The sequence below is a fragment of the Lutibacter sp. genome (assembly GCF_041562875.1).
In the GTDB taxonomy this organism is placed as follows: Bacteria; Bacteroidota; Bacteroidia; order Flavobacteriales; family Flavobacteriaceae; genus Lutibacter.
Map to the genome: position 1 here is coordinate 20,484 of NZ_JBFFOE010000012.1, position 25,001 is coordinate 45,484.

Sequence of the window (25,001 nt, forward strand, 5' to 3'; positions counted from 1 at the left end):
TATGAAACTATTTACAAGTATTTTAGCAATATTAATTGTAATTGCAAACTTAAATGCACAAATGTTTACAAAAAAAATTAAAGGAAATGGTACTATAATTACAAATACAAGAACCGTTTCTGATTATGATAAAGTTGCAGTTGCTGGCTCTTTTGATGTTAAATTATTAAAAGGGAAAGAAGGTATACTTACTGTTAAAGCTGATGAAAATTTAATGGAATACATTATTACTGAAGTAAAAAATGGAGATTTAGAGATTCATATAAAAAAAGGATTTAATATAAGCACCAACAAAACAATAAATATCACCGTACCATTTGAAACTATTAACGCCATATCATTAGCAGGTTCTGGAGATATAACTTCAGAAGATATTATAGATTCTTCAGACTTAACATTAAAATTAGCGGGTTCTGGAAATATGAGTTTAAATGTTTCAACAAAAAATTTAACTACAAGTATTGCAGGCTCAGGGAACATGAGTTTAAAAGGAGACTCTAATGAATTTGAATGTAACATTGCTGGCTCTGGAAACATAAATGGCTATGAGTTGAAAGCTTTAATTGCGAATGCTAAAATTACTGGCTCGGGTACTATTAAAATTAATGCAGTTAATGAAATTCATGCCAAAAGTGCAGGTTCTGGAAATATCTATTATTCTGGAAATCCAAGTATTGAAAAAATATCTTCAGTGGGTTCTGGTTCTGTTAAAAAGAAAAACTAATTTTATTTTATAAAAAATAAAGAGACTATTGTAAAAAGTGACTGAAAATCATTTTGTCATACTGAGCTTGTCGAAGTTCATTTATCCCTATAAATTATAGATATTTCGACAAGCTCAATATGACATTTGTATTCTTTAAAAATGTCTATATTTTTTAGTGATTTCAAAAATGTGTTCTAAAATGCGTTCTTCTTTTTCATCAAACAATTCATTTTTTCGTTTCATTACTATATTTGCAGTCTCATTAGCTTTATTAATTTGATAGGTAGTAAAACCAGCAGCTCCACCCCAACTAAAAGAAGGAATAAAATTTCTAGGAAAATTACTCCCATAAATATTTGAACTTACGCCAATTACAGTTCCCGTATTAAACATCGTATTTATAGCACTTTTAGAATGATCACCCATCATTAAACCACAAAATTGCAATCCTGTTTTATCAAACTTTTCACTTTCATAATTCCACAATCTAACTTCAGCATAGTTGTTTTTTAAATTTGAGTTATTTGTATCTGCTCCTATATTACACCATTCACCAATTACAGAATTCCCTAAATAACCTTCATGCCCTTTACTTGAATTACCAAATAAAACTACATTATTAACTTCTCCTCCTATGGTACATTTAGGGCCCAAAGTTGTAGCTCCATATATTTTTGACCCCATTTTTAAAACTGAATGCTCACCCATTGCAAAAGGTCCACGAATTAAACTTCCTTCCATAACAAGTGCATTTTTACCAATATATATTGGACCAGAACTCGCATTTAAAACAGAAAATAAAATTTCAGCACCTTCTTCAATAAATATATTTTCTTTAGCTAAATATTTAACTCCTTCTGGAATTGGTTGTGATTTTCTTCCTTTAGTAATTAATTCAAAATCATCACTAATTGCCTGATCGTTTAATGAAAATAAATCCCACGTATTTTTAATTTGCAAAAGATCAAAATTGAATTCTTCCCGTTCATAAGTATCCAAATTAACTTCATCTTGATTTTCATTTGTAAAAAATGCAATTACTTCATCATTTTTAAAAATAGCCTGATTCTGTTTTAGATTTTGTACTTTTTCTACTAAAGCTTTTGAAGGGACAAATGAAGCATTAATTAATATATTTTGCTCCATTTCAACCATTGGATATTTTTCTTCTAAATACTCTTCAGTAATAGTACTTGTAGTAAAACCTAATTGTTTTTCCCATTTTTCGCGAATAGTAAGTATTCCTATTCGTATATCGGCAACTGGTCTAGTAAATGTAAAAGGAAGTAACGCATTACGAACCGTACCATCAAATAAAATATAATTCATTCCAAAAATAATTTACACAAATGTACAGCAAGTTTTTTCTTTCTCAAACTTAAAAACAAGGCTGCTTTAAACTATTTTGTTTTTCCTTAAATAAGTATCAATATTATCCGCAGTATCAAAACAAGCGCTAACTGAATTAATTTCAGAGCAATATCGTGAATCTATTGCATGATTTTTACAACCAATAGCATTCATATCAATAGTTTTAAAATTTTCATCAATAGCAATGCACTTATCATATAAAGAAGAAATTGTTTCATTATGTTCAAGATAGACTTCCTTTTTTGTTAAATAACCTTTAAGAAAGTTTTCAATAGCAAATTGCGAATTTTTACAAATTGAATAGCTAACAATATCTTCAGCTGGTTTAAACATTTCGTCTTTAGCTATCTTAAGTTTTTTTTCTGCTTCTTTTAAAAAAGCATCCGATCTAGCTTTCATATGTTATATTTTTTTTATTAATTATTTTAAAGAAAATAAAATTTATTTAGCCTTATATTCTTTTAATTATCATTGAAATATCAATGAGTATTTACTTAGATTTTTTTTCTAAAACTCATAAAATACTGAGACTTAAAGATACAAAAAAAGTGCCAAGATTTTACACTTGGCACTTCAAAAATTAATCTATTTTATAGATTTTTATAAAGTTCTAATCTTTCCCATTGAACATCAACTTGTTCCTGAGCTTTTTCTAATAGTTCTTTACCTAACTCTGGATTTTCTTTAACAACTCTTGTAAAACGAGTTTCAGTATACATAAACTCTTCTAATGGTGCTGAAGGTGCTTTTGAATCTAATTTAAATTTCTTTCCTTTATCAGCTAAAGGATTGAATCTAAATAAAGGCCAATAACCTGTTTCAACAGCTTTTTCTTGATGTAAAGTTCCATCTTTTAAATCGTAACCATGCTCACCACAATGTGAATAAGCAATTATTAAAGATGTCCCTGGATATGCAGCTGCTTCTTCAATTGCTTTTAAAGTTTGGTTATCTTTAGCTCCAATTGCAATTTGAGCAACATAAACGTTTCCATAAGAAACAGCTTGTAATGCTAAACTTTTCTTAGAAGTTGTTTTTCCTGAAATTGCAAACTTAGCACTTGCACCCATTGGTGTAGATTTTGAAGCTTGCCCACCTGTATTAGAATACACTTCTGTATCCATTACCAAGATATTTATATTTTCTCCTGAAGAGAATAAATGATCTAAACCACCATATCCAATATCATAAGCCCAACCATCACCTCCGAAAATCCAAACATCTTTTTTACGTAAGTACTCAGAAAGATTTCTTAGTTTTTTAGCTTCATAAGTATCAATAGTTTCTAAAATTCCATTTAGTTCATCAATACTCTTTAATTGTTGTTCTTTTAATGTTTCAGAATCTTCAATATTATCAATTAAACTATTAACTAGTGTACTTCCTATCTTGCTTTCTAATGATTTTAATAAATCAAATGCAATTTCTTGTTTTTTAGATAAAGCTAATTTCATACCTAAACCAAACTCAGCATTGTCTTCAAATAAAGAGTTTGCCCAAGCTGGACCTCTACCATCCTTATTTTTAGTATAAGGTGTTGTTGGTAAGTTTCCTCCATAAATTGAAGAACAACCAGTAGCATTTGCAATTGAGATACTATCTCCAAATAATTGAGTAACTAATTTAATGTATGGTGTTTCACCACAACCTGAACAAGCTCCTGAGAACTCAAACAATGGTTGTAAAAATTGTGATCCTTTAACTGTAGAAGTTACTAATTTTGTTCTATCATAATCTGGAAGATCAATAAAGTAATCCCAGTTTGTGTTTTCAACATTTTCTACATCTGCTTTTTTAGCTAAATTAATTGCAAACGTATTTGCTATCTCTTTGCTTTCAGCTGGACAAACAGCTACACATAAATCACATCCTGTACAATCTTCAGGTGAAACTTGTAAAATATAACTTTCCGTTTCACTATTAAATGGTCTTCCTTTTGCAGGAACATGTTTTAATGAATCAGGAGCGTTTACAAGTAAGTCGTTTGAAACAACTTTAGCTCTAATAGCAGCGTGAGGACAAATAGCTACACACTTGTTACATTGTGTACAAATATCAGCATCATCCCAAGTTGGAACATCAGTAGCAATACCACGTTTTTCGTATTTAGTTGTTCCTGTTGGGAAAGTTCCATCAACTGGGAATGCACTTACTGGTAAAGAATCTCCATTACCTGCTAAAATAGTTCCTAAAATATTTTTAACAAAATCATCAGCATTTCCAGTCATCATTGATACTAAACCATTTTCATTGGTAGTATGACGAGGATATTCAACTTTTTCTAAATTTTCTAACGATTTATCAACTGCATTAAAGTTCATTTCAACAACACCTTCACCTTTATGAGAATACGATTTTACAATAGCATCTTTAATTTTTTTAATTGCCTCATCTTTAGGTAAAACTCCTGATATTGCGAAAAAACAAGTTTGTAATATTGTATTTGTACGTTTTCCTAAGTTAGCATCTTGAGCCACTTTAGTTGCATCAACTACATAAAATTCTACGTTATTATCAATAATAGCTTGTTGAACAACACCCGGTAATTCAGCCCAAATTTTGTATTTAGAATGTGGAGTGTTCAATAAAAAAGTACCACCATCTTTAATATTTTTTAAGATATCATATTCATTAACGAAATTTGGTTGATGACATGCAATAAAATTAGCATTGCTAATTAAATATGAAGAATAAATTGGGTCTGGACCAAAACGCAAATGAGATACTGTTTGAGCTCCTGCTTTTTTAGAGTCATAAACAAAATATCCTTGCACGAAGTTATCAGTAGTTTCACCAATAATTTTAATTGAGTTTTTATTTGCACCAACTGTACCATCTGATCCTAAACCATAAAACATACAATTAAAAGTATCTTTACTTAATTTAAATGTTGAATCGTATGTTAAACTTGTGTGAGTTACGTCATCATTAATACCAATAGTGAAATGATTTTTAGGAGTTGTTTTATCTAACTCATCAAAAATACCTTTTACCATAGCAGGCGTAAATTCTTTTGAAGAAAGACCATAACGACCACCAACGATAGTTGGCATATATTCACCCATTTCTACAAATGAAGTAACTACGTCTAAATATAAAGGCTCTCCAACACTTCCTGGTTCTTTTGTTCTATCTAATACTGCTACTTTTTTAACAGTTTTAGGTAATCTTTCTAAGAAATCAGCTACTGAGAATGGACGGTATAAACGAACAAATAATGCTCCTACTTTTTCACCGTTTTCTACTAATGTTTCAATAGTTTCATTAACTGGACCTTCACCAGATCCCATAATAATAACTACTCTCTCTGCTTCTGGATGTCCAACATAATGGAATAAGCTATATCTTCTGCCTGTTTGCTTATAAAATTCATCCATTGTATCTTGTACAATTCCAGGAACTTTTTGAAAATAAGTATTTGCTGCTTCACGAGCTTGAAAAAATACATCAGGGTTTTGAGCCGTACCTCTTAAAACAGGACTATCTGGATCTAATGAGTTTTTCTTAAGTTTCATTACCTCTTCTTCTGGCATCATTAATTTTATAACCGAATCAGGTATAGCATCAATTTTAGAAATCTCATGAGAAGTTCTAAATCCATCAAAAATATTCATAAAAGGCACCTTACTTTTTAAGGTAGCAACTTGAGATATTAAAGCAAAATCATGAGCTTCTTGAACATTTCCTGCAAATAACATTGAGAAACCTGTTGAACGAGCTGCCATTACATCAGAGTGATCACCAAAAATTGATAATGCGTGTGTAGCAATTGTTCTTGCAGCAACATGAATTACAGTTGGTAATAATTCCCCAGCCATTTTATACATGTTAGGAATCATTAATAATAACCCTTGTGATGCTGTAAATGTTGTAGTAATTGCTCCTCCTTGTAAAGAACCATGAACAGCTCCTGCTGCACCTCCTTCACTTTGCATCTCTACAATTCTAGGAACATTATTCCATATATTTTTCTTGCCTTTTGCGCTATAAACCTCTGCATGTTCACCCATTGGTGATGCTGGTGTAATTGGATAAATTGCACAAACTTCGTTTGTTTTGTGAGCAATAATTGCTACAGCCTCATTAGCATCACAAATTAATTTTTTCTTCTCTTCTTTCATTATACTTTATATTTACACTTAATAATTTGCAAAATGAATAATTAATATAAAAATATTTTGCGAATCATATTTATTTCACTATTCAATTTAATGTGGTAAAATTATAGTAATTAAGTAAAATTTATAATGATATATGTCAGCTAAATAGCCTATGTAATTATTTAGAATTATTAAAAATAATAACTTTAATTAACTGATTTTATTGTAGTTAAAACAAATACTAAATTTAACGGAATGAAGTTTGTAACAATATTTACACATTAAAGGACTCCTAATTCATCAATTTATAAAGTTAAATAATAAATTATAGGGATAAATATGAAAGAAATTATTTTTCTTATAAAGAAGCTAAAATATAAGAGTCACCATTAACTTTCTGTTTAACAAAAAGTTGATGGTGACATTCTTAGTTATTTATTCAAATACATTTTTCTACGAGAATATAATTCATAAAATTGATCATCTTTTAAACTATCTATAAATAAGATACTTTCTCCAGTAGATTTCATTTCAGGTCCTAATTTTTTATCAACATTAGGAAATTTATTAAATGAAAATACGGGTTGTTTTATAGCATAACCTTCTAGCTGAGGATTAAAGTTAAAATCTTTTACTTTATTAACTCCCAGCATTACTTTTGTAGCATAATTAACATATGGTTCTTTATAAGCTTTCGAAATAAAAGGTACAGTACGTGAAGCTCTTGGGTTTGCTTCAATTATATACACAATATCATCTTTAATTGCAAATTGAATATTTATCAACCCAACCGTTCTTAAAGCTAGAGCAATTTTTTTAGTATGATCCTTTATTTGCTGCATTACAAATTCACCTAAATTAAATGGAGGTAAAGTTGCATTTGAATCACCAGAATGTACACCACAAGGTTCAATATGTTCCATAATACCTATAATATAAACATCTTCCCCATCACAAATTGCGTCAGCTTCTGCTTCAATAGCTCCATCTAAATAGTGATCTAATAATAGCATATTATTTGGTATACTTCTAAGTAACGCTACTACATGTTTCTCTAATTCTTCTTTATTGATGACAATTTTCATTCCTTGCCCACCTAATACATAAGAAGGACGAACTAAAATTGGAAAATCTAAACTATCAGCAATTGCAGAAGCTTCATCAGCTGTAGTTGCTGTTCCGTATTGTGGGAATGGAATATCTAATTCAACTAATAACTCAGAAAAACGTTTTCTGTCTTCTGCTAAATCTAGTGCTTCAAAACTAGTTCCAATGATTTTAACTCCCCACTTTTCTAATTTTTCAGCTAATTTTAAAGCTGTTTGACCTCCTAATTGAACGATAACTCCTTCTGGTTTTTCATGATGAATGATATCATAAATATGCTCCCAAAAAACAGGTTCAAAATATAATTTATCAGCTGTATCAAAATCGGTAGAAACTGTTTCTGGGTTACAGTTAATCATAATTGTTTCATAACCACACTCTTTTGCAGCTAAAACACCGTGAACACAACAATAATCAAATTCAATTCCTTGTCCAATTCTGTTTGGACCTGAACCTAAGACTACAATTTTTTTCTTATCTGATACTATACTTTCATTATCTGCATAACTTCCTTTAGAAGTAATCATTTTATTTTCAAACGTAGAATAGTAATAAGGAGTTTGCGCATCAAATTCAGCTGCACAAGTATCAACTAGTTTATAAACTCTATTAATTCCTAATTCGGTTCTTTTTGCGTGCACTTCACTTTCCCAACATCCTAACATATGAGCAATTTGTCTGTCTGCAAATCCTTTTTGTTTCGCTTCTAGCAATAATTCATATGTTAATGATTCTAGCTTGTAGGTAGAAATTTCATTTTCTAATATTAATAATTCTTCATATTGCTTTAAAAACCACATATCAATTTTTGTGATCTCGTGAATTCTACTTAATGGAATCCCCATTTGAAGTGCATCATAAATTACAAAAACACGATCCCAACTTGCGTATGTTAATTTTTGAATAATGGTATCATAATCCTTTTCTCCCTTTCCATCAGCTCCTAAACCATTACGTTTTATTTCTAATGATTGTGTTGCTTTATGTAATGCTTCTTGAAATGAACGTCCAATTCCCATTACTTCACCAACCGATTTCATTTGTAAGCCTAAAGTTCTGTCTGCACCTTCAAATTTATCAAAATTCCAACGTGGTATTTTAACAATTACATAATCTAAAGTTGGTTCAAATAAAGCAGAGGTTGTTTTAGTAATTTGATTTTTTAATTCATCTAAATGATATCCTATAGCTAATTTTGCTGCAATTTTTGCAATTGGGTAACCCGTTGCTTTTGAAGCTAATGCAGATGACCGTGACACACGAGGGTTAATTTCAATAGCAATAATATCTTCATTTTCATCAGGGCTTACAGCAAATTGTACATTACAACCTCCCGCAAAATCACCAATTGAGCGCATCATATGAATAGCCATATCACGCATTTTCTGAAAAGTAGTATCACTTAAAGTCATTGCAGGCGCAACCGTAATTGAATCTCCAGTATGAATCCCCATTGGATCCATATTTTCTATCGTACAAATAATAACTACATTGTCATTTCTATCACGTAACAACTCTAATTCAAACTCTTTCCAACCTAATAAAGCTTTATCGATAATAACCTCATGAATAGGAGAAGCTTCTAAACCTCTACTTAATAAATCGTCAAAATCTTCTTTTTTATAAACTATAGAAGCTCCAAAACCACCCAATGTAAATGATGGACGAATTACTAAAGGAAACCCATATTCTTGTGCTATTTCTTTTCCTTTTAAAAATGAATTAGCGACTGTAGATGGTGCTTGACCAATCCCAATTTCAATCATTAATTTTCTAAACTGCTCGCGATCCTCAGTAATATTAATAGCGGCAATATCAACTCCTATCAGCTCAACATTAAAATCCTTCCAAATACCTTTTGCATCAGCTTCAATACATAAATTTAAAGCTGTTTGCCCACCCATTGTTGGTAAAACAGCATCAATATTAGGATGTAATTTTAAAATTTCAATAATAGACTTGGTTGTTAAAGGCAACAAATAAACATGATCCGCCAATGATGGATCTGTCATAATTGTTGCAGGATTAGAATTGATTAATATTACTTCAATTCCTTCTTCTTTTAATGATCTAATTGCCTGAGAACCTGCATAATCAAATTCACACGCTTGACCGATAATAATTGGTCCTGAACCAATTATTAAAATAGATTTTATGTTTGTATTTTTTGGCATAGGAAAATTGTAAAGTATTAATGTGCAAATATCACTAAAATTCGTTTTTTACACCAAAATAGTTTTCAAAACTTATTAAAAGGATATAAAAAAAGGTGTTACTTTAAAAAAGTAACACCTTATATATAAAACTAATGTTTCATTATTTCTTTGGTCTCGGAGCTGAAGAAACACTTAAGTTCTTTCTACCTTTCGCTCTTCTTCTAGCCAATACTTTTCTTCCCGTTGCACTAGCCATACGTTCTCTAAAACCGTGCTTATTTCTTCTTTTTCTTTTTGATGGCTGGTATGTTCTTTTACTCATTACAAATATCTTTAAAAATAGTGTTTCTTATGTTGTTGCTTTCTTTAAGAATTACTCTCCTTAAAAGCGTTGGCAAATATACAATTACTTTTGTTTTTGACAAATAGAATATTAAAAAAAATAAAAAATATTATTTCAAAGGTAAAAAAGAAAAAATACATACATTTATATAAATTGAAAAACTTACTAATATGTATCAAAAACCAATGTTAAAAGAAGGAAGTTTAAAAGACTTAGTTATTGTTGTTACTGGTGGCGGAAGTGGCTTAGGAAAAGCAATGACCACTTATTTTTTAGAACTTGGAGCTCATGTTGTTATTACCTCAAGAAATATTGAAAAACTAAACACTGTAAAAATTGAATTAGAAGAAAAAACTGGTGGAAAAGTATTAGCAGTACAATGTGATGTTAGAAATTACACAGAAGTGGAAGCTGTTTTAGAGGCAACTTTACAAAAATTTGGAAAAGTAGATGGACTTTTAAACAACGCTGCTGGAAATTTCATAAGTCCAACAGAACGACTTTCTGCAAATGCCTTTGATACAATTATTGATATCGTTTTAAAAGGAAGTAAAAACTGCACTTTGGCTTTTGGAAAACATTGGATAGCTATTAAACAACCAAAATCAACCATTTTAAACATTGTAACCACTTATGCCTGGACAGGTTCTGCTTATGTTGTTCCATCTGCAACTGCAAAAGCAGGTGTTTTAGCAATGACACGTTCTTTAGCCGTTGAATGGGCAAAATATGGAATTCGTTCTAATGCTATTGCTCCTGGTCCTTTTCCTACAGAAGGTGCTTGGGACAGATTATTACCTGGAAATTTAAAAGATAAATTTGACATGAAAAAGAAAGTTCCAGTTGGCAGAGTAGGTGAACATCAGGAATTAGCAAATTTGGCAGCATATTTATTGAGTGACTATTCTGCATACGTAAATGGCGAGGTAATTACTATTGATGGTGGTGAATGGTTAAAAGGAGCTGGAGAATTTAATATGTTAGAAGAAATTTCTGAAGAAATGTGGGACATGTTAGAAGCCATGATTAGAAATAAAAAAAGTAAATAAACATTGAATATTTAATATTTTAGTTTCATATATTATTTACCTAGCTTTAATATCTATAAGCATCAAACTTTTTAACTTTTCCCTTTTGTAAACTAAAACATTAAGCGTAATTTTGCCAAAACCTACAATTAATGAAAAACACTAAATATGTTTTTGTAACAGGAGGCGTTACTTCTTCACTTGGAAAAGGAATTATTGCAGCTTCTTTAGCTAAATTACTACAAGAAAGAGGTTACTCTGTTACCATCCAAAAACTAGATCCATATATAAATATAGACCCTGGTACATTAAACCCATACGAACATGGCGAATGCTATGTAACAGATGACGGTGCCGAAGCTGATTTAGATTTAGGACATTACGAACGTTTTTTAAACATTCCAACTTCACAAGCAAACAATGTTACAACTGGTAGAATTTATCAATCAGTTATTGATAAAGAACGTAAAGGTGAGTTTTTAGGAAAAACAGTTCAGGTAATTCCTCATATTACTGATGAAATTAAAGAACGAATTCAAATTTTGGGTAATACTGGTGAATTTGATATTGTAATTACTGAAATTGGAGGAACTGTTGGCGATATAGAATCTTTACCTTATGTAGAATCTGTTCGTCAATTACTGTGGGAATTAGGTCATGAAAACGCAATTGTAATACATTTAACATTAATACCTTATTTAGCTGCTGCTGGCGAATTAAAAACAAAACCTACGCAACATTCAGTAAAAATGCTGATGCAAAGTGGTGTGAGTCCAGATATTTTAGTTTGTAGAACGGAACATAAAATATCTGATTCAATAAAAAATAAATTAGCATTGTTTTGTAATGTTAAAAAAGAAGATGTTATTGAATCTATAGATGCAGAAACGATTTACGACGTTCCAAATTTAATGTTAGAAGAAGGCTTAGACATTGTTGTATTAAAAAAATTACAATTACCAATAGACAAACAACCTGAACTTAAAGAATGGAATAATTTCTTAAATGGGTTTAAAAACCCAAAAAATACTGTCGAAATTGGGTTGATTGGTAAATATGTTGAATTACATGATGCATACAAATCAATTTCTGAAGCGTTTATACATGCAGGTGCTCATAACGAAGTTAAAGTAAACATCAATTGGATTCATTCTGAAGATCTTACCGTTGCAAATGTTCCAAGAAAATTAAAAAAATTAAATGGTATTCTAGTGGCTCCAGGTTTTGGAGAAAGAGGAATTGAAGGAAAAATTGAAGCTGTAAAATACGCACGTGAAAATAACATCCCATTTTTAGGAATTTGTTTAGGAATGCAAATGGCCGTAATAGAATTTTCAAGAAATGTTTTAGGATTAAAGAAGGCTAATTCTTCTGAAATGAATGCAAATACAAAATATCCTGTAATTGATTTGATGGAAGAGCAAAAAAGTGTTACAAATTATGGTGGCACTATGCGATTAGGCGCTTGGGATTGTAAATTAAAAGAAAACACAAAAATTAAAAATATTTACAAAAAGGAATTAATTAGTGAACGTCACAGGCATAGATATGAGTTTAATAACGATTATTTAGAGCAAATAGAAAAAGCTGGAATGATTGCCACAGGTAAAAATCCGAAAACAAATTTAGTTGAAGTAGTTGAAATTCCTTCACATCCTTGGTTTATAGGTGTTCAATACCATCCAGAATATAAAAGTACAGTACAAAATCCGCATCCTTTATTTGTAGATTTTGTAAAAGCTTGTTTGAAACACTCTTTGACCTAAAATAGAATCATTAATAAAAATTCAATTATAACATTACATTTAGTACTTTTGTCGGGCTTTTTAAAACATTTTTAAGAAGTACGTGACAAACTGACATTTTAATTATACACATGGAAGAAAAAAAATTCGATTTAAATTCACTCATTGGTTTTGTTTTATTAGGAGCAATAATGTTATGGTGGATGTGGAGCAACCAGCCAACTCCTGAAGAACTTGAAGCTGAAAAAAATGCAAAAACAGAAGAAGTTCAAAAAGTAGCTGAAACTGAAAAAACAACAACTTTTGATACTACTTCAGATGAAATAATACAAGTAACAGATTCACTTTCATTACTAAATGCACAAGCTCAATTAGGTGCTTTTGCATATTCAGCAACTTTAGCTGATACTGAAACTGTTTTAGAAAATGAAGTTTTAAAATTAGTTATTTCAAATAAAGGAGGACAAATTAAAGAAGCTCTATTAAAAAATTATGTTACTTACGATTCTTTACCACTATACATAATAAAAGACAACAACGCTTCCTTTAATCTAAACTTTGGGACTTCTGATAATAGAACCCTAAACACCAAAGATTTACTTTTTGAGCCATCATTGACAACAAATGGTGAAAACCAAGTGCTTTCAATGAAATTAAAAGTTGACAACAATAAATTTTTAGAGTATCACTATGAAATTAAACCAAATGAATATATGGTTGATTTTAACGTACGCTCACAAGGGTTAAGTTCTACTTTTAACACATCACAACAAGTAAATTTAGATTGGAATTTAGAAGCTTTTAGAAAAGAAAAAAGTATTCGCTACGAGAATCAGCAAACTGAAATGTACTATGAAAAAGATGACGAAGATATTGATTACCTATCAGTTGGTGGTGAAGATGATGCTGAGGAGGTAAATGTGAATTGGGTAGCTTACAAACAACATTTTTTCTCAACAATTTTAATAACTGAACAAGCTTTTGATAAAGCTACTTTAGCTTCAAAAACTTTGGTTGTAGATGAAGAAGTTGATACCACATTTACAAAAGCGTTTTCATTAAAAGCGCCTTTAGCCATACAAAATGGAGAATTAAACTATGATATGAGTTGGTACATTGGACCAAACGATTATCAAATTTTAAAAAAATACGACCGTAATATTAAAGAAATTGTAAATCTTGGTTGGGGAATTTTCGGATATATTAACCGATTGGTTTTTGTTCCTGTATTTAACTTTTTACAAGGGTTTATTGGTAATTATGGTTTAATTATTATTCTACTAACTATTGTGGTTAGAATTATAATGTCTCCTTTGGTATATAAATCTTACTTGTCAAGTGCCAAAATGAAAGTTTTGAAACCAGAAATGGAAGAAATAAACAAACGTTTGCCTGGTAAAGAAAATGCAATGAAACGTCAACAAGAAACTATGGCTGTACAAAGTAAAGCTGGTGTAAGCCCGCTTGCTGGTTGTATCCCTGCCGTACTTCAAATGCCTGTATTCTTTGCGTTATTTAGATTTTTCCCTTCAAATATAGATTTGCGTCAAAAAAGCTTTTTATGGGCTACAGATTTATCGGCTTATGATTCTGTATTTGAACTTCCTTTTCATATTCCAATGTATGGATCTCACATAAGTTTATTCCCTATTTTAGCTTCAATTGCAATTTTCTTTTATATGAGAATGAGCCAAAGTCAGCAAATGAATATGCAGCAACCTACCCAAGAAGGAATGCCAGATATGCAAAAAATGATGAAAATGATGATGTATTTCTCGCCTGTAATGATGCTGATTTTCTTTAATATGTATGCCAGTAGTTTAAGTTTATATTATTTTGTTTCAAACTTATTAACTATTATAATTATGTTAATTATTAAGCATTATATTATTGATGAAGATAAAATTCACGCGAAAATTCAAGAAAATAAATTAAAACCTAAAAAAGAAGGTAAATTTCGTCAACGTTTAAATGACGCAATGAAACAAGCGCAAGATCAACAAGCAAAAAAGAAAAAATAAATTGAAATTTATATAGATAAAAGCTCAAATTTAAATATTTGGGCTTTTTTTATATATTGTATCAAAACTTGCTTTAAATGAATACCTTAATAAGTAAATATAAAATATTAAAAGAAAACAATCTAATAATTGAGTTTCACAAAGGTGTTTTGGATATTGATTCATTTATAAAATTCAAAATTAAATTAACAGAAGACCCTTTATTTACAAATTCCTTAGACTATTATATTGATTTTAAAAATGCAACTTTTAATCTTTCAGAAAATGATGTAGATAAGTATGTTAATTTTTTAAAAGAAAATTCTAATTACCTTGGAAAAAGAAAAGTTGCTCTAATAACAAACACTCCTAATCAAGTAGTTTATTCAACTTTTTTTAAGATGAAACGTACTAATTCTTTACAAGTTATTGAAGTTTTTTCAACTAGTATATCTGCCTTTGCTTGGTTAAAAATAGATGACACATCAATTATAGAATTGGAACCTTTTTTTGATGAGTAAATTAAACATCTTTCATTATATTTATTTACTTTTACTTAAATAATAGCCTCTTTATGAGATTTATAAAACAATTTTTAACTATATTTTTATTTTCCTTTTTTGTATTAGCTTGCTCAAAAGACGAAAATACTTCTTCTCCAATTCCTCAAAACAACACTAAAGAATTAACCATTTTTCATATAAATGATCAACATGGTAAACTTGATAATTTTTCTAAGATAAAATATATTATTGATCAAGAAAAAGAACTGACTAATGTTATGGTAGTTTGTGGTGGAGATATTTTCTCTGGAAATCCTGTAGTTGATAATCACAATGAAAAAGGTTTTCCAATGATTGATTTAATGAATAAAGTTGGCTTTGATATTTCTACTATTGGAAATCATGAATTTGATTATGGTGAAGTTATTTTAAAAGACAGGTTTCAACAATCTAATTTTCAATGGATTTGTGCGAATGTTAATATGAATACAATAGGAATTCCTGAGCCAAATGAATACAAAACAATCACAAAAAATAATGTAAAAGTTACTTTTTTAGGTTTGGTTGAAACTAATGGTAAAGAAAATGCTATTATTCCTTCAACACATCCTTGGCGTGTTCAAAATTTAACTTTTCAAAAATATACTTCTGTTATAAATAACTATGCACAAATAAAAGAAACCGAAGACTCTGATTTATACATTGCACTTACACACTTAGGAGAAAATACAGATGTAAGTATTGCAAACAATTACTCCTATTTTGATGCAATTATTGGAGGCCATTCACATTCAATAACAAACACATCTGTAAACAATATTCCTATCTTTCAAGCGGGTTCTAACCTAAATTATTTAGGAAAGATTAAATTGACAATTAAGAATAAAAATGTTGAATCTTTAACCTATAATTTAATTAATTTAACTACCTATTCTAACTATGATTCTACATTAAAATCTATTATAGATACCTATAATGAAGATGCTAATTTAGATGAAGTAATTGGTTATGCAAATGCCTACCACTCAACTTCACAGGTTGGTTATTTTTATACTGATGCATTAAGAAATGAAATGAATGTTGATTTAACATTTCAAAATTCAGGAGGCATAAGAGCTAGTTTAAATGAAGGTGATATTTTAAAAAGTGAAATATACAGTATAGACCCATTTAACAATGGAAGTGTAACCTACACAATGACCGTTGCAGAAATTAAGAACTTTTTAAAAAATAGTGGCTCAGGGTTTTATTATTCTGGCGGAACAATTGAACAACAAGGCGCTGATATTGTAATAAAAAATGAAACTCAAGAAATTTTAAGTGATAATTTTAATCTGAAAATAGGATTAAACGATTATATTCCTGCTGTTTATGATAGCTATTTCACACAAACACCAACTTTTTTACCATATACAACTGCTGAGGCTATTATTAATTATTTAGAAAATAATTCAAGCCCTATAAACTTCACTAATTATAATAACTATTTTAAATTTGAATAATTTATTTCTTTAAAAAGTTAAGCACATTTTTTTCAATTCTATTCATAATATCACTAACGTCTGATTTTACAAAAGTTTCACCTGTGATATTTTCGTATAATTCAATATAACGTTCAGAAATTTCATTAATTTTTTCATCAGTCATTTCAGGAACCGTTTGCCCATCTAACCCTTGAAAATTGTTTTCAATTAACCATTGACGAACAAACTCTTTAGATAATTGTTTTTGAGCTTCACTCTTACGTTGTCTCTCTTCATAACCTTCCGCGTAAAAATAACGTGAAGAATCTGGTGTATGAATTTCATCAATTAAAACAATTTTACCATCTTTTGTTTTTCCAAATTCGTATTTAGTGTCTACTAAAATTAAACCACGTTCTGCAGCAATTTCAGTTCCTCTTTTAAACAATGCTTTCGTATAATTCTCTAGTACTTCATAATCTTCTTTTGAAACAATTCCTCTCGCAATTATATTCTCTTTAGAAATATCTTCATCATGATTTCCTTCTTCTGCTTTTGTAGCCGGCGTAATAATTGGTTCAGGAAATTTATCATTTTCTTTCATCCCTTCAGGCATAGTAACTCCACACAACAAACGTTTTCCAGCTTTATATTCGCGTGCAGCATGACCAGCTAAATAACCACGAATAACCATCTCTACTTTAAAAGGTGTACACATATAACCAATGGCAACATTTGGATCTGGAATGGCAATAATCCAATTAGGAACAATATCCTTAGTTGCTTCCATCATTTTTGAAGCAATTTGATTCAATATTTGGCCTTTAAACGGAATTTGTTTTGGCATAACAACATCAAAAGCTGAAAGCCTGTCAGAAGCTATCATCACCAAAATTTCATCATTTAAATTATAAACTTCTCTAACCTTTCCTTTGTAAACCGATTTTTGATTTGGGAAATTAAATGCTGTATTATTAATTGTATTGCTCATTTTATTGCTATTAATATGTTTAATCGTGTAATTTTTAATTTGTTAATTAACTACTCATCAACTACTTCAAAACTTTTATAAGCTGAAATTATTGCTTTTACCAATCTGTGTCTTAAAACATCTTTATCATCTAAATATACAAATCCAATTCCTTTTACTTCTTTCAAAGTAAGCATTGCTTCTTTAAGTCCGGAAACTTGACGTCTGGGTAAATCAATTTGTCCTGGATCACCATTAATCACAAACTTTGCGTTTTTCCCCATACGAGTTAAAAACATTTTCATTTGATTGTGTGTGGTGTTTTGCGCTTCATCTAAAATTACAAAAGCATTATCTAGCGTTCTACCACGCATAAATGCTAGTGGCGCAATTTGAATAACCCCTTTTTCTATATAAGATTCTAATCTTTCAAATGGAATCATATCACGTAAAGCATCATATAAAGGCTGCATATATGGGTCTAATTTTTCTTTTAAATCACCTGGTAAAAATCCTAAATTTTCACCTGCTTCAACTGCTGGTCTTGTTAATATAATTCTTTTAACTTCTTTTTCTTTTAATGCTCTAACTGCCAACGCAACAGCTGTATATGTTTTACCAGTTCCTGCTGGGCCAATAGCAAAAAGCATATCATTTTTATCCATCAGTTCAACCATTTTTCGCTGATTGGCTGTTTGGGCTTTAATTAAGTTTCCGCTGACACCGTGTACCAAAACACCATCGGATAATTTTGAACTTTTATGTTCGTTACCATTTGATGTTAATATTTGCTCAATACTATTTTCATCAAGCTTATTATAACGGTTAAAATGATTAATAATCATTCTTAATCGCTTTTCAAACTCATCTAATATCTCTTTCTCTCCGTAGGCTTTAAGTTCATTTCCACGAGCTACAATTTTAAGCTTGGGGTAATATTTTCGTAAAATTTCTACATTTGCATTTTGAGCACCAAACAAGTCGCTTGGATCAATCTCTGTCAGTTCAATTATACGTTCGTTCAAATGATATAGTTGTTAAGTTATAATAATAATTGTATGCTATTTAACCGAATATTTCATTAGATTTGCATAACAAATGTAATCAATATCATATAACAAACTTCTAATCAGTAGTAATAAGTTTTAAACATTTTATTAAGGATTTGTACTTGTTATTTTCAAAATAAATTCGCTATTATTTTATATGTCAATAATAACTTTAACAACTGATTTTGGGACTAAAGACCATTTTGTTGGCGCTATAAAAGGAACTATTTATGGCGAATTACCTGATGCTAGAATTGTTGATATATCACATCTTATTTCTCCATTTAATATCACTGAAACAGCTTATATTTTAAAAAATGCTTATAAAAGTTTTCCCGATGGAAGCATTCATATTATAGGTGTAGATTCTGAACTAAATCTCGAAAATAAACATATTGCTTTAAAACTTGACAACCATTATTTTATATGCCCAGATAATGGTATAATTTCATTGCTAGCTTCAGAAATAAAACCTGAAAAAATTGTTGAAATAAATATTCACGATCGCGTTGAAACTAGCTTTCCCGTGTTAGATGTTTTTGTTAAAGTTGCTTGTCATATTGCACGCGGAGGCACTTTAGAAATTATAGGTAGAGTTATTCCTGAATTTAAGCAAATTGTTGAATTACAGCCAAGTATATCTCCTGATAATACAACAATTTCTGGAAATATAATTTATGTTGATAACTATGGAAATTCTATTAGTAATATCAGCAAAAAATTGTTTCAAGAAATTGGAAAAGGACGTGATTTTGAAGTGCTTGCTAATAGATACTCTTTTAAAAAAATATATTCTAAGTATAGTGATATTGTTGATTTTTCCTTACCAAAAGATCAACGTCAAAAAGACGGAAGTAGAATGGCTATTTTTAACTCCGCAAATTATTTAGAAATTGCTATGTACCGCAGTAACTCAAATACAGTTGGAAGTGCCTCTTCTCTTTTAGGATTAAATTATAGAGATGTTCTAATTGTTAAATTTATTTAAAACTAAATTTATGCTTATAAGAATTGTGAAAATGAGTTTTGAAGAATCTAAAATTGAACAGTTTCTTGAAAACTTCAACCAAAACAAACAAAAAATAAGAAACTTTGAGGGTTGCAGCTTATTAAAATTATTACAAGACAAAAATAATCCATCTATAATTTTCTCCTATAGTTATTGGGAATCTGAAGCTCATTTAGAAGCATACAGAAATTCTGAATTATTTAAACAAGTGTGGTCAACAACAAAAGTTTGGTTCAACAACAAACCAGAAGCTTGGAGCGTTGATACTATTGAAAGTTTAGCATAGTTATTGAATATTTAAAAAAACAAAGAATAAACAACAAATGAAATCCATCTTAATAAAAGAACTTAATTCCTTTTTTTCATCACCAATTGCTTATTTAGTAATTGCTGTGTATTTATTGGTTAACGGTTTATTTTTATGGGTTTTTGAAGGTGATTTTAATATTTTACACGCAGGTTTTGCCGATTTAAACAATTACTTTTTTTTAGCACCTTGGATTTTCATTTTCTTAATTCCGGCTATTACAATGCGAAGCTTTTCTGATGAAATAAATACAGGAACCATTGAAATTCTAAAAACAAAACCAATTACTACTTGGCAACTAATTTTAGGTAAATTTACTGGTTCATTTCTATTAGTAATACTTGCAATACTACCAACACTAATTTATGTTTATAGTATTTACAAGTTAGGAAATCCAGTTGGGAATATTAAATTTGGAACTACTTTTGGTTCATTTATTGGATTGTTATTTTTAGCAGGAACGTACACTTCTATTGGTGTTTTTTCATCAACCATTTCAAAAAATCAAATTGTATCATTTATCATTGCTGTTTTCATCTCCTTCTTTTTGTTTTATGGTTTTGAAGCTTTGGCAAATTATAACCTCTTCGGAAATTTAGATTATACCCTTCAAAATTTTGGAATGAGCGCTCATTATAACAGCATTAGCAAAGGAGTTATTGACACGCGCGATTTAATTTATTTTGCATCTATCACCTTTTTCTTTTTATTAATAACCAACTACAGAATACAACATGAAGAATAAGTATTCTAAAATAGCATTCGTTTTATTAGGATTATTACTCCTCAACTTTATAAGTTCAACAATTTATAAACGATTTGATTTAACCGAAGATAAACGCTATACATTATCAACTACGACTAAATCAATTGTTGAAAATATTGAAGATATTATTACTATTAAAGTGTATTTACAAGGCGATTTTCCCGCAGAATTTAAACGCCTTCAAATTGAAACAAAACAACATTTAGAAGAACTAAAAGCTATCAATAAAAATATTAAATTCCGTTTTATAAATCCTTCTGAAATAGCTGAAGAATTAATAAAAAATGGTTTAGAACCTAGCAGATTGCAAGTACAAGAAAATGGAAAAATTTCTGAAATAATTATCTTCCCTTGGGCTACTGTTTCTTCAAAAAATAAAACAGAAAACATACCACTTTTAAAAGATATCTTTTCAAATTCACAAAATGAACAATTAGAAAGTTCTATTCAAAATTTAGAATATACTTTTGCTGATGCTATTCATAAAGTAACTTCAAAAAAAACAAAAAAAATTGCCATTGTTAAAGGAAATGGCGAACTAAATGATATTTATATTGCAGATTTTTTACAAAAATTAAATGACTATTATTTTTTAGCTCCTTTTACGTTAGATTCTGTTGAAAGCCAACCTCAAAAAACACTGAGTGATATTTTAAAATACGATTTAATTATTGTTGCAAAACCAACAGAAAAATTTACAGAAGAAGAAAAATTTACGCTAGATCAATTTAGTATGAATGGCGGAAAAACACTTTGGTTAATTGACAATGTACAAGCTGAATTAGATAGTTTAATGCAAACAGGAGAAACCTTGGCATATCCAAGAGATTTAGGTTTAACCGATTTATTTTTCAATTATGGCGTAAGAATTAACACCGATTTAATTACCGATTTAAACAGTTCTGAAATTCCTTTAGCTACAGGGAATATTGGAAATAAAACGCAGTTTAACCAATTTCAATGGAATTATTACCCATTGTTAAATTCAACAAACAATCACCCAATAAACAACAATATTGAAGCTGTAAATGTGAAATTTACCAACAGTATTGACACCTTAAAAAACGGCATTCAGAAATCTATTTTATTACAAAGTTCACCACTTTCTACAACCGTAGGAACTCCTTCAATAATTTCGTTAAAAACAATAACAGAGCCACAAAATCCTTCAGAATATACCAATGGAAATAAACCAATTGCTGTCTTGCTGGAAGGAAATTTTAAATCGGGATACAACGGACGTGTTAAACCTTTTAAAATTGAGAATCCGAAAGAAAAAGGAAGTTATACTAAAATGGTTATTATTTCAGATGGTGACATTATTGCAAATGAAATTTCAAAAGGAAAACCTCTGGAATTAGGCATTAATAAATGGACAAACCAACGTTATGGGAATAAAGAATTTTTACTAAATACAGTAAACTATTTGTTAGATGACACTGGGTTAATTAATATTCGTTCAAAAAAGGTTAAAATTGACTTTTTAAACAAACAAAAAGCTTTTGAAGAAACTCTTAAATGGCAATTGATAAACATTCTTTTTCCTTTAATTTTATTAGCCCTTTTTGGATTGATTTTCAACTATTCCAGAAAGAAAAAATACCAATAAATTTTCTTTTATTTCATCTTAAAATAGTGTTAAAATTAAATTTCTATAATCTTTTAACACTTAATATATTATATTTGTTATATAACTAAAATATACTACAATGTTAAAAAAATTAGCAATCCTTTTATTTATTATTGGAATAACTTCAACAGTAAATGCACAAATTAGAACACCTCAAGCTAGTCCATTTTCAAAAATTGAACAAGTTGTTGGATTAACTGATGTTTCCTTAGAATTTTCAAGACCTGCAATGCGCGAAAGAACTATTTTTGGAGATTTAGTACCTTACGGAAAAGTTTGGAGAACTGGAGCAAATGCAAACACTAAAATTACTTTTAGTGATAATGTTATAATTGATGGGAAAAAATTAGTTAAAGGTACGTATGCAATTTATACAATCCCAAATAAAACTACATGGGATGTGATTTTTTATAGCGATGCTAATAATTGGGGAACTCCTAAAGAATGGGATGAAAGTAAAGTTGCAGCAAAAACAACTGTAAATGTGGTACCCATGAATATGAAAATTGAATCATTTACGATGACTTTTGATGATTTAGCTACTGGATCGGCGGTTTTAGGAATACTTTGGGAAAATGTATATGTAGGTGTTAAATTTGAAGTGCCAACAGATGCTATAACTTCAAAAAGTATTGATGTTATTATGGCAGGACCGACAGGAAATGATTATTTTCAAGCAGCAACTTATTATCATACAGAAGGAAAAGATTTAAATCAAGCCTTAGAATGGATGCAAAAAGCAACAGAAGGTGACAATCCTGAATTTTGGTATTTACGAAGAATGAGCTTAATACAAGCTGATTTAGGCGATAAAGCTGGTGCAATTGAAACTGCTCAAAAATCTTTAGCTGGTGCTGAAAAAGCAAATAATGCTGATTATGTAAAAATGAATAAAGAATCAATTGCTGAATGGAGTAAATAAAAAATTTAGGTTGATTTTATAAATAAAAAACACCATCAAAATTGATGGTGTTTTCAATTACAATCTTGTTCAAATAAATCTGGTATACCCTCTGAATTAACATCAAAATTAAAGTTTAAACTGTAATTAGTTTCCCTTAAAATATAATTATTGTTTTCATAATCATAACTATTCAATTCTACAGTTTTATAATTATTATTTGAAAAAGCTTTATAAAAAGCACCATGAATAAAAAACAATCCTTTTAACAGGTTTTTACTCGTATCATAATTTGAAAAAATTATATCCCTTTTTCCAACAATAACTTCTCCATTATTATTGTGAAAAATTTCCTCAATTCTAGTTAAATTATCATTAATTAAATAAAAAGTTCTTATTAATCTATTATCTGATAATTCTAAAATCTTATTTTCATGATATTCATAATTATATTCAACTTCAATACCATACATAGGGTTAATAGTTTTTCGTGATATTAATTTTCCATTTTCCAAAATTAAATATGTTGAATTACCATTTGTTATAGTATTATTAACATAACTAACCGTTGCTTCAACATTATTTACAAATGCATAATTATAAAAGTTTGCTCCATCTGAAATTCTCACTAAACCACCCAACACTTTAATAATTTGATCTTGGTTGTTATACTCAAAGTAAATCTTATTAGAAAAATTGGGATTATATGAAATAGGCTGATTGATTTCGGGATAGAATAATGCTGAAACTTCACAACTAGTTAATTTACATTTCAATGCATCTTCATTATTATCACTACAAGAAAACATAAATTGTAAGATAATAATTAAAAAAAAGTAGAATCCTTTATACCTTTTCATATTTCATAGAATTTTAATTAATGTACAATTTTTATTCAAATATAATATAATCTACCCTTTTGAGAATCAGTATAAGTATAACAGTTTGAAAAAATTATCCTTTAACTCCTAGCTTAAACACTTGTAAAATTATAGCTATTCCCATCACTAATACACAACCAAATAAATTCAACCATAAATAAGGCATCCAATCATACCACCAACCAATAATAACAATTACCTGCGTTATTAATGCTGCAATAAAAACTGCATTTCCTTTTACATATTTTACAAAAAATGCCAATAAAAATATTCCTAAAACATTTCCATAAAATATAGAACCAATAATATTTACCAATTGAATTAAATTATCAAATAAATTGGCTAAACAAGCTACTGTTATTGCCATTAAACCCCACGCTAATGTGAACCATTTTGAAGCACTTACAAAATGTGCATCATTTTTCTCAATAGTTATATTTCTCTTATATAAATCCATTACAGTTGTGCTTGCTAAGGCATTTAATTCTGAAGCCGTGCTAGACATTGCTGCAGATAAAATTACCGCCAACAATAAGCCAATTAATCCTCTTGGCAAATTGTTTAAAATAAAATGAATAAATACATAATCTTTATCATTTGTTTCTGCGTCAACATCCGCTTTTTTAATTATTTCCTTTGCCTCTTCTCTGTTTTGTTGTTCTAATGAATTTAAATGCTGAATTTCTTTTACAAGTACTTCATTATCTATATCGTTTCCATATTTTAAATTTGCAACCGACTTTAATTTTTCAATTTCTAAATGTTTATTCTCTAACGTTTTATATTCCTGAGCAAATTCAGAATTATGAGCTGTTTCAGTTGCAATAGGATTAAAATTTAATGGAGATGCATTAAATTGATAAAACACAAAAACCATAACACCAACCAATAAGATAAAAAATTGCATTGGAACTTTTAACAATCCGTTAAAAATAAGACCTAACTGCATCTCCTTCATAGATTTCC

The 25,001-nt window shown here is 29.3% G+C and carries 19 protein-coding genes and 1 pseudogene; 11 read left to right on the plus strand and 9 right to left on the minus strand.

The genetic code is table 11. The features are described 5' to 3' along the window. Position 1: 1 nt before the first annotated feature. Positions 2 to 724, plus strand: coding sequence for a head GIN domain-containing protein (locus ABY863_RS03205; protein ID WP_372792820.1), 723 nt, complete (start codon positions 2 to 4; stop codon positions 722 to 724). Positions 725 to 859: 135 nt separating this feature from the next. Here the strand turns inward: ABY863_RS03205 and ABY863_RS03210 are convergent, their stop codons facing one another. From ABY863_RS03210 to rpmH, 5 genes are all read right to left on the minus strand, one after another. Further along, a complete protein-coding gene (locus ABY863_RS03210; RefSeq protein ID WP_372792821.1) occupies positions 860 to 2,035 on the minus strand; it encodes a GlmU family protein in 1,176 nt (391 codons plus the stop codon). Between the two features lie 66 nt (positions 2,036 to 2,101). Continuing rightward, complete coding sequence (locus ABY863_RS03215; protein ID WP_372792822.1) at positions 2,102 to 2,476, minus strand: HEPN domain-containing protein; 375 nt, start codon at positions 2,474 to 2,476, stop codon at positions 2,102 to 2,104. Positions 2,477 to 2,667: 191 nt separating this feature from the next. Beyond that, entirely contained in the window at positions 2,668 to 6,198 is a 3,531-nt protein-coding gene (gene nifJ / locus ABY863_RS03220) for a pyruvate:ferredoxin (flavodoxin) oxidoreductase (protein ID WP_372792823.1), read from the minus strand. Positions 6,199 to 6,608: 410 nt separating this feature from the next. Beyond that, positions 6,609 to 9,458, minus strand: a complete 2,850-nt coding sequence (gene carB / locus ABY863_RS03225; protein ID WP_372792824.1) for a carbamoyl-phosphate synthase large subunit — start codon at positions 9,456 to 9,458, stop codon at positions 6,609 to 6,611. A 142-nt stretch (positions 9,459 to 9,600) separates the two neighbouring features. After that, positions 9,601 to 9,762 (minus strand): 50S ribosomal protein L34, encoded by a 162-nt coding sequence (gene rpmH, locus ABY863_RS03230; protein ID WP_372792825.1) that lies wholly within the window; start codon positions 9,760 to 9,762, stop codon positions 9,601 to 9,603. A 191-nt stretch (positions 9,763 to 9,953) separates the two neighbouring features. Here rpmH and ABY863_RS03235 point away from each other — a divergent pair, with 191 nt between their 5' ends. The 5 genes from ABY863_RS03235 (at position 9,954) to ABY863_RS03255 (ending at position 16,561) form a co-directional block, all read left to right on the plus strand. Beyond that, positions 9,954 to 10,832 carry an SDR family oxidoreductase gene (locus tag ABY863_RS03235; RefSeq protein ID WP_372792826.1) on the plus strand — a complete coding sequence of 293 codons (879 nt, stop codon included), beginning with the start codon at positions 9,954 to 9,956 and terminating at the stop codon, positions 10,830 to 10,832. Between the two features lie 131 nt (positions 10,833 to 10,963). Continuing rightward, entirely contained in the window at positions 10,964 to 12,577 is a 1,614-nt protein-coding gene (locus ABY863_RS03240; RefSeq protein ID WP_372792827.1) for a CTP synthase, read from the plus strand. A gap of 110 nt (positions 12,578 to 12,687) precedes the next feature. Next, on the plus strand, positions 12,688 to 14,577 hold the full coding sequence (yidC, locus tag ABY863_RS03245) for a membrane protein insertase YidC (protein ID WP_372792828.1): 1,890 nt from the start codon (positions 12,688 to 12,690) through the stop codon (positions 14,575 to 14,577). A gap of 77 nt (positions 14,578 to 14,654) precedes the next feature. Beyond that, positions 14,655 to 15,077, plus strand: a complete 423-nt coding sequence (locus ABY863_RS03250; protein WP_372792829.1) for a hypothetical protein — start codon at positions 14,655 to 14,657, stop codon at positions 15,075 to 15,077. Positions 15,078 to 15,130: 53 nt separating this feature from the next. Beyond that, positions 15,131 to 16,561: a bifunctional UDP-sugar hydrolase/5'-nucleotidase gene (locus ABY863_RS03255; protein ID WP_372792830.1), complete on the plus strand. Its 1,431-nt coding sequence runs from the start codon at positions 15,131 to 15,133 to the stop codon at positions 16,559 to 16,561. Between the two features lies 1 nt (position 16,562). Here the strand turns inward: ABY863_RS03255 and ABY863_RS03260 are convergent, their stop codons facing one another. Together ABY863_RS03260 and ABY863_RS03265 are read right to left on the minus strand one after the other, a co-directional pair. Continuing rightward, the gene (locus ABY863_RS03260) at positions 16,563 to 17,513 is read right to left on the minus strand and encodes a phosphoribosylaminoimidazolesuccinocarboxamide synthase (RefSeq protein ID WP_372792831.1); all 951 of its coding nucleotides are present in this window, start codon (positions 17,511 to 17,513) and stop codon (positions 16,563 to 16,565) included. 50 nt (positions 17,514 to 17,563) lie between these two features. Continuing rightward, complete coding sequence (locus ABY863_RS03265) at positions 17,564 to 18,517, minus strand: PhoH family protein (RefSeq protein ID WP_372792832.1); 954 nt, start codon at positions 18,515 to 18,517, stop codon at positions 17,564 to 17,566. Between the two features lie 181 nt (positions 18,518 to 18,698). On the opposite strand from ABY863_RS03265, the gene ABY863_RS03270 reads away from it, so the two are divergent. The 5 genes from ABY863_RS03270 to ABY863_RS03290 all read left to right on the plus strand — a co-directional run bounded on the left by ABY863_RS03270 (position 18,699) and on the right by ABY863_RS03290 (position 23,175). Next, positions 18,699 to 19,529: an S-adenosyl-l-methionine hydroxide adenosyltransferase family protein gene (locus ABY863_RS03270; protein ID WP_372792833.1), complete on the plus strand. Its 831-nt coding sequence runs from the start codon at positions 18,699 to 18,701 to the stop codon at positions 19,527 to 19,529. A gap of 10 nt (positions 19,530 to 19,539) precedes the next feature. Continuing rightward, positions 19,540 to 19,836: a putative quinol monooxygenase gene (locus ABY863_RS03275; protein WP_372792834.1), complete on the plus strand. Its 297-nt coding sequence runs from the start codon at positions 19,540 to 19,542 to the stop codon at positions 19,834 to 19,836. Positions 19,837 to 19,873: 37 nt separating this feature from the next. Further along, the gene (gldF, locus tag ABY863_RS03280) at positions 19,874 to 20,602 is read left to right on the plus strand and encodes a gliding motility-associated ABC transporter permease subunit GldF (protein ID WP_372792835.1); all 729 of its coding nucleotides are present in this window, start codon (positions 19,874 to 19,876) and stop codon (positions 20,600 to 20,602) included. Further along, entirely contained in the window at positions 20,592 to 22,232 is a 1,641-nt protein-coding gene (gene gldG / locus ABY863_RS03285) for a gliding motility-associated ABC transporter substrate-binding protein GldG (RefSeq protein WP_372792836.1), read from the plus strand. Before gldF ends, gldG begins: the two co-directional genes overlap by 11 nt. A 100-nt stretch (positions 22,233 to 22,332) precedes the next feature. After that, positions 22,333 to 23,175, plus strand: a complete 843-nt coding sequence (locus tag ABY863_RS03290) for a DUF2911 domain-containing protein (protein ID WP_372792837.1) — start codon at positions 22,333 to 22,335, stop codon at positions 23,173 to 23,175. Positions 23,176 to 23,228: 53 nt separating this feature from the next. Here the strand turns inward: ABY863_RS03290 and ABY863_RS03295 are convergent, their stop codons facing one another. Both ABY863_RS03295 and ABY863_RS03300 read right to left on the minus strand, forming a co-directional pair. Next, the gene (locus tag ABY863_RS03295; protein ID WP_372792838.1) at positions 23,229 to 24,014 is read right to left on the minus strand and encodes a hypothetical protein; all 786 of its coding nucleotides are present in this window, start codon (positions 24,012 to 24,014) and stop codon (positions 23,229 to 23,231) included. A 94-nt stretch (positions 24,015 to 24,108) separates the two neighbouring features. After that, positions 24,109 to 25,001: pseudogene (locus ABY863_RS03300) on the minus strand (sodium:solute symporter); the annotation flags it as partial.

Bases quoted from the DNA above. Each gene is read 5' to 3' on its own strand.
- ABY863_RS03205 (WP_372792820.1), top strand. From the start codon at position 2: ATGAAACTATTTACAAGTATTTTAGCAATATTAATTGTAATTGCAAAC.
- ABY863_RS03210 (WP_372792821.1), bottom strand. From the start codon at position 2,035: ATGAATTATATTTTATTTGATGGTACGGTTCGTAATGCGTTACTTCCT.
- ABY863_RS03215 (WP_372792822.1), bottom strand. From the start codon at position 2,476: ATGAAAGCTAGATCGGATGCTTTTTTAAAAGAAGCAGAAAAAAAACTT.
- nifJ (WP_372792823.1), bottom strand. From the start codon at position 6,198: ATGAAAGAAGAGAAGAAAAAATTAATTTGTGATGCTAATGAGGCTGTA.
- carB (WP_372792824.1), bottom strand. From the start codon at position 9,458: ATGCCAAAAAATACAAACATAAAATCTATTTTAATAATTGGTTCAGGA.
- rpmH (WP_372792825.1), bottom strand. From the start codon at position 9,762: ATGAGTAAAAGAACATACCAGCCATCAAAAAGAAAAAGAAGAAATAAG.
- ABY863_RS03235 (WP_372792826.1), top strand. From the start codon at position 9,954: ATGTATCAAAAACCAATGTTAAAAGAAGGAAGTTTAAAAGACTTAGTT.
- ABY863_RS03240 (WP_372792827.1), top strand. From the start codon at position 10,964: ATGAAAAACACTAAATATGTTTTTGTAACAGGAGGCGTTACTTCTTCA.
- yidC (WP_372792828.1), top strand. From the start codon at position 12,688: ATGGAAGAAAAAAAATTCGATTTAAATTCACTCATTGGTTTTGTTTTA.
- ABY863_RS03250 (WP_372792829.1), top strand. From the start codon at position 14,655: ATGAATACCTTAATAAGTAAATATAAAATATTAAAAGAAAACAATCTA.
- ABY863_RS03255 (WP_372792830.1), top strand. From the start codon at position 15,131: ATGAGATTTATAAAACAATTTTTAACTATATTTTTATTTTCCTTTTTT.
- ABY863_RS03260 (WP_372792831.1), bottom strand. From the start codon at position 17,513: ATGAGCAATACAATTAATAATACAGCATTTAATTTCCCAAATCAAAAA.
- ABY863_RS03270 (WP_372792833.1), top strand. From the start codon at position 18,699: ATGTCAATAATAACTTTAACAACTGATTTTGGGACTAAAGACCATTTT.
- ABY863_RS03275 (WP_372792834.1), top strand. From the start codon at position 19,540: ATGCTTATAAGAATTGTGAAAATGAGTTTTGAAGAATCTAAAATTGAA.
- gldF (WP_372792835.1), top strand. From the start codon at position 19,874: ATGAAATCCATCTTAATAAAAGAACTTAATTCCTTTTTTTCATCACCA.
- gldG (WP_372792836.1), top strand. From the start codon at position 20,592: ATGAAGAATAAGTATTCTAAAATAGCATTCGTTTTATTAGGATTATTA.
- ABY863_RS03290 (WP_372792837.1), top strand. From the start codon at position 22,333: ATGTTAAAAAAATTAGCAATCCTTTTATTTATTATTGGAATAACTTCA.
- ABY863_RS03295 (WP_372792838.1), bottom strand. From the start codon at position 24,014: ATGAAAAGGTATAAAGGATTCTACTTTTTTTTAATTATTATCTTACAA.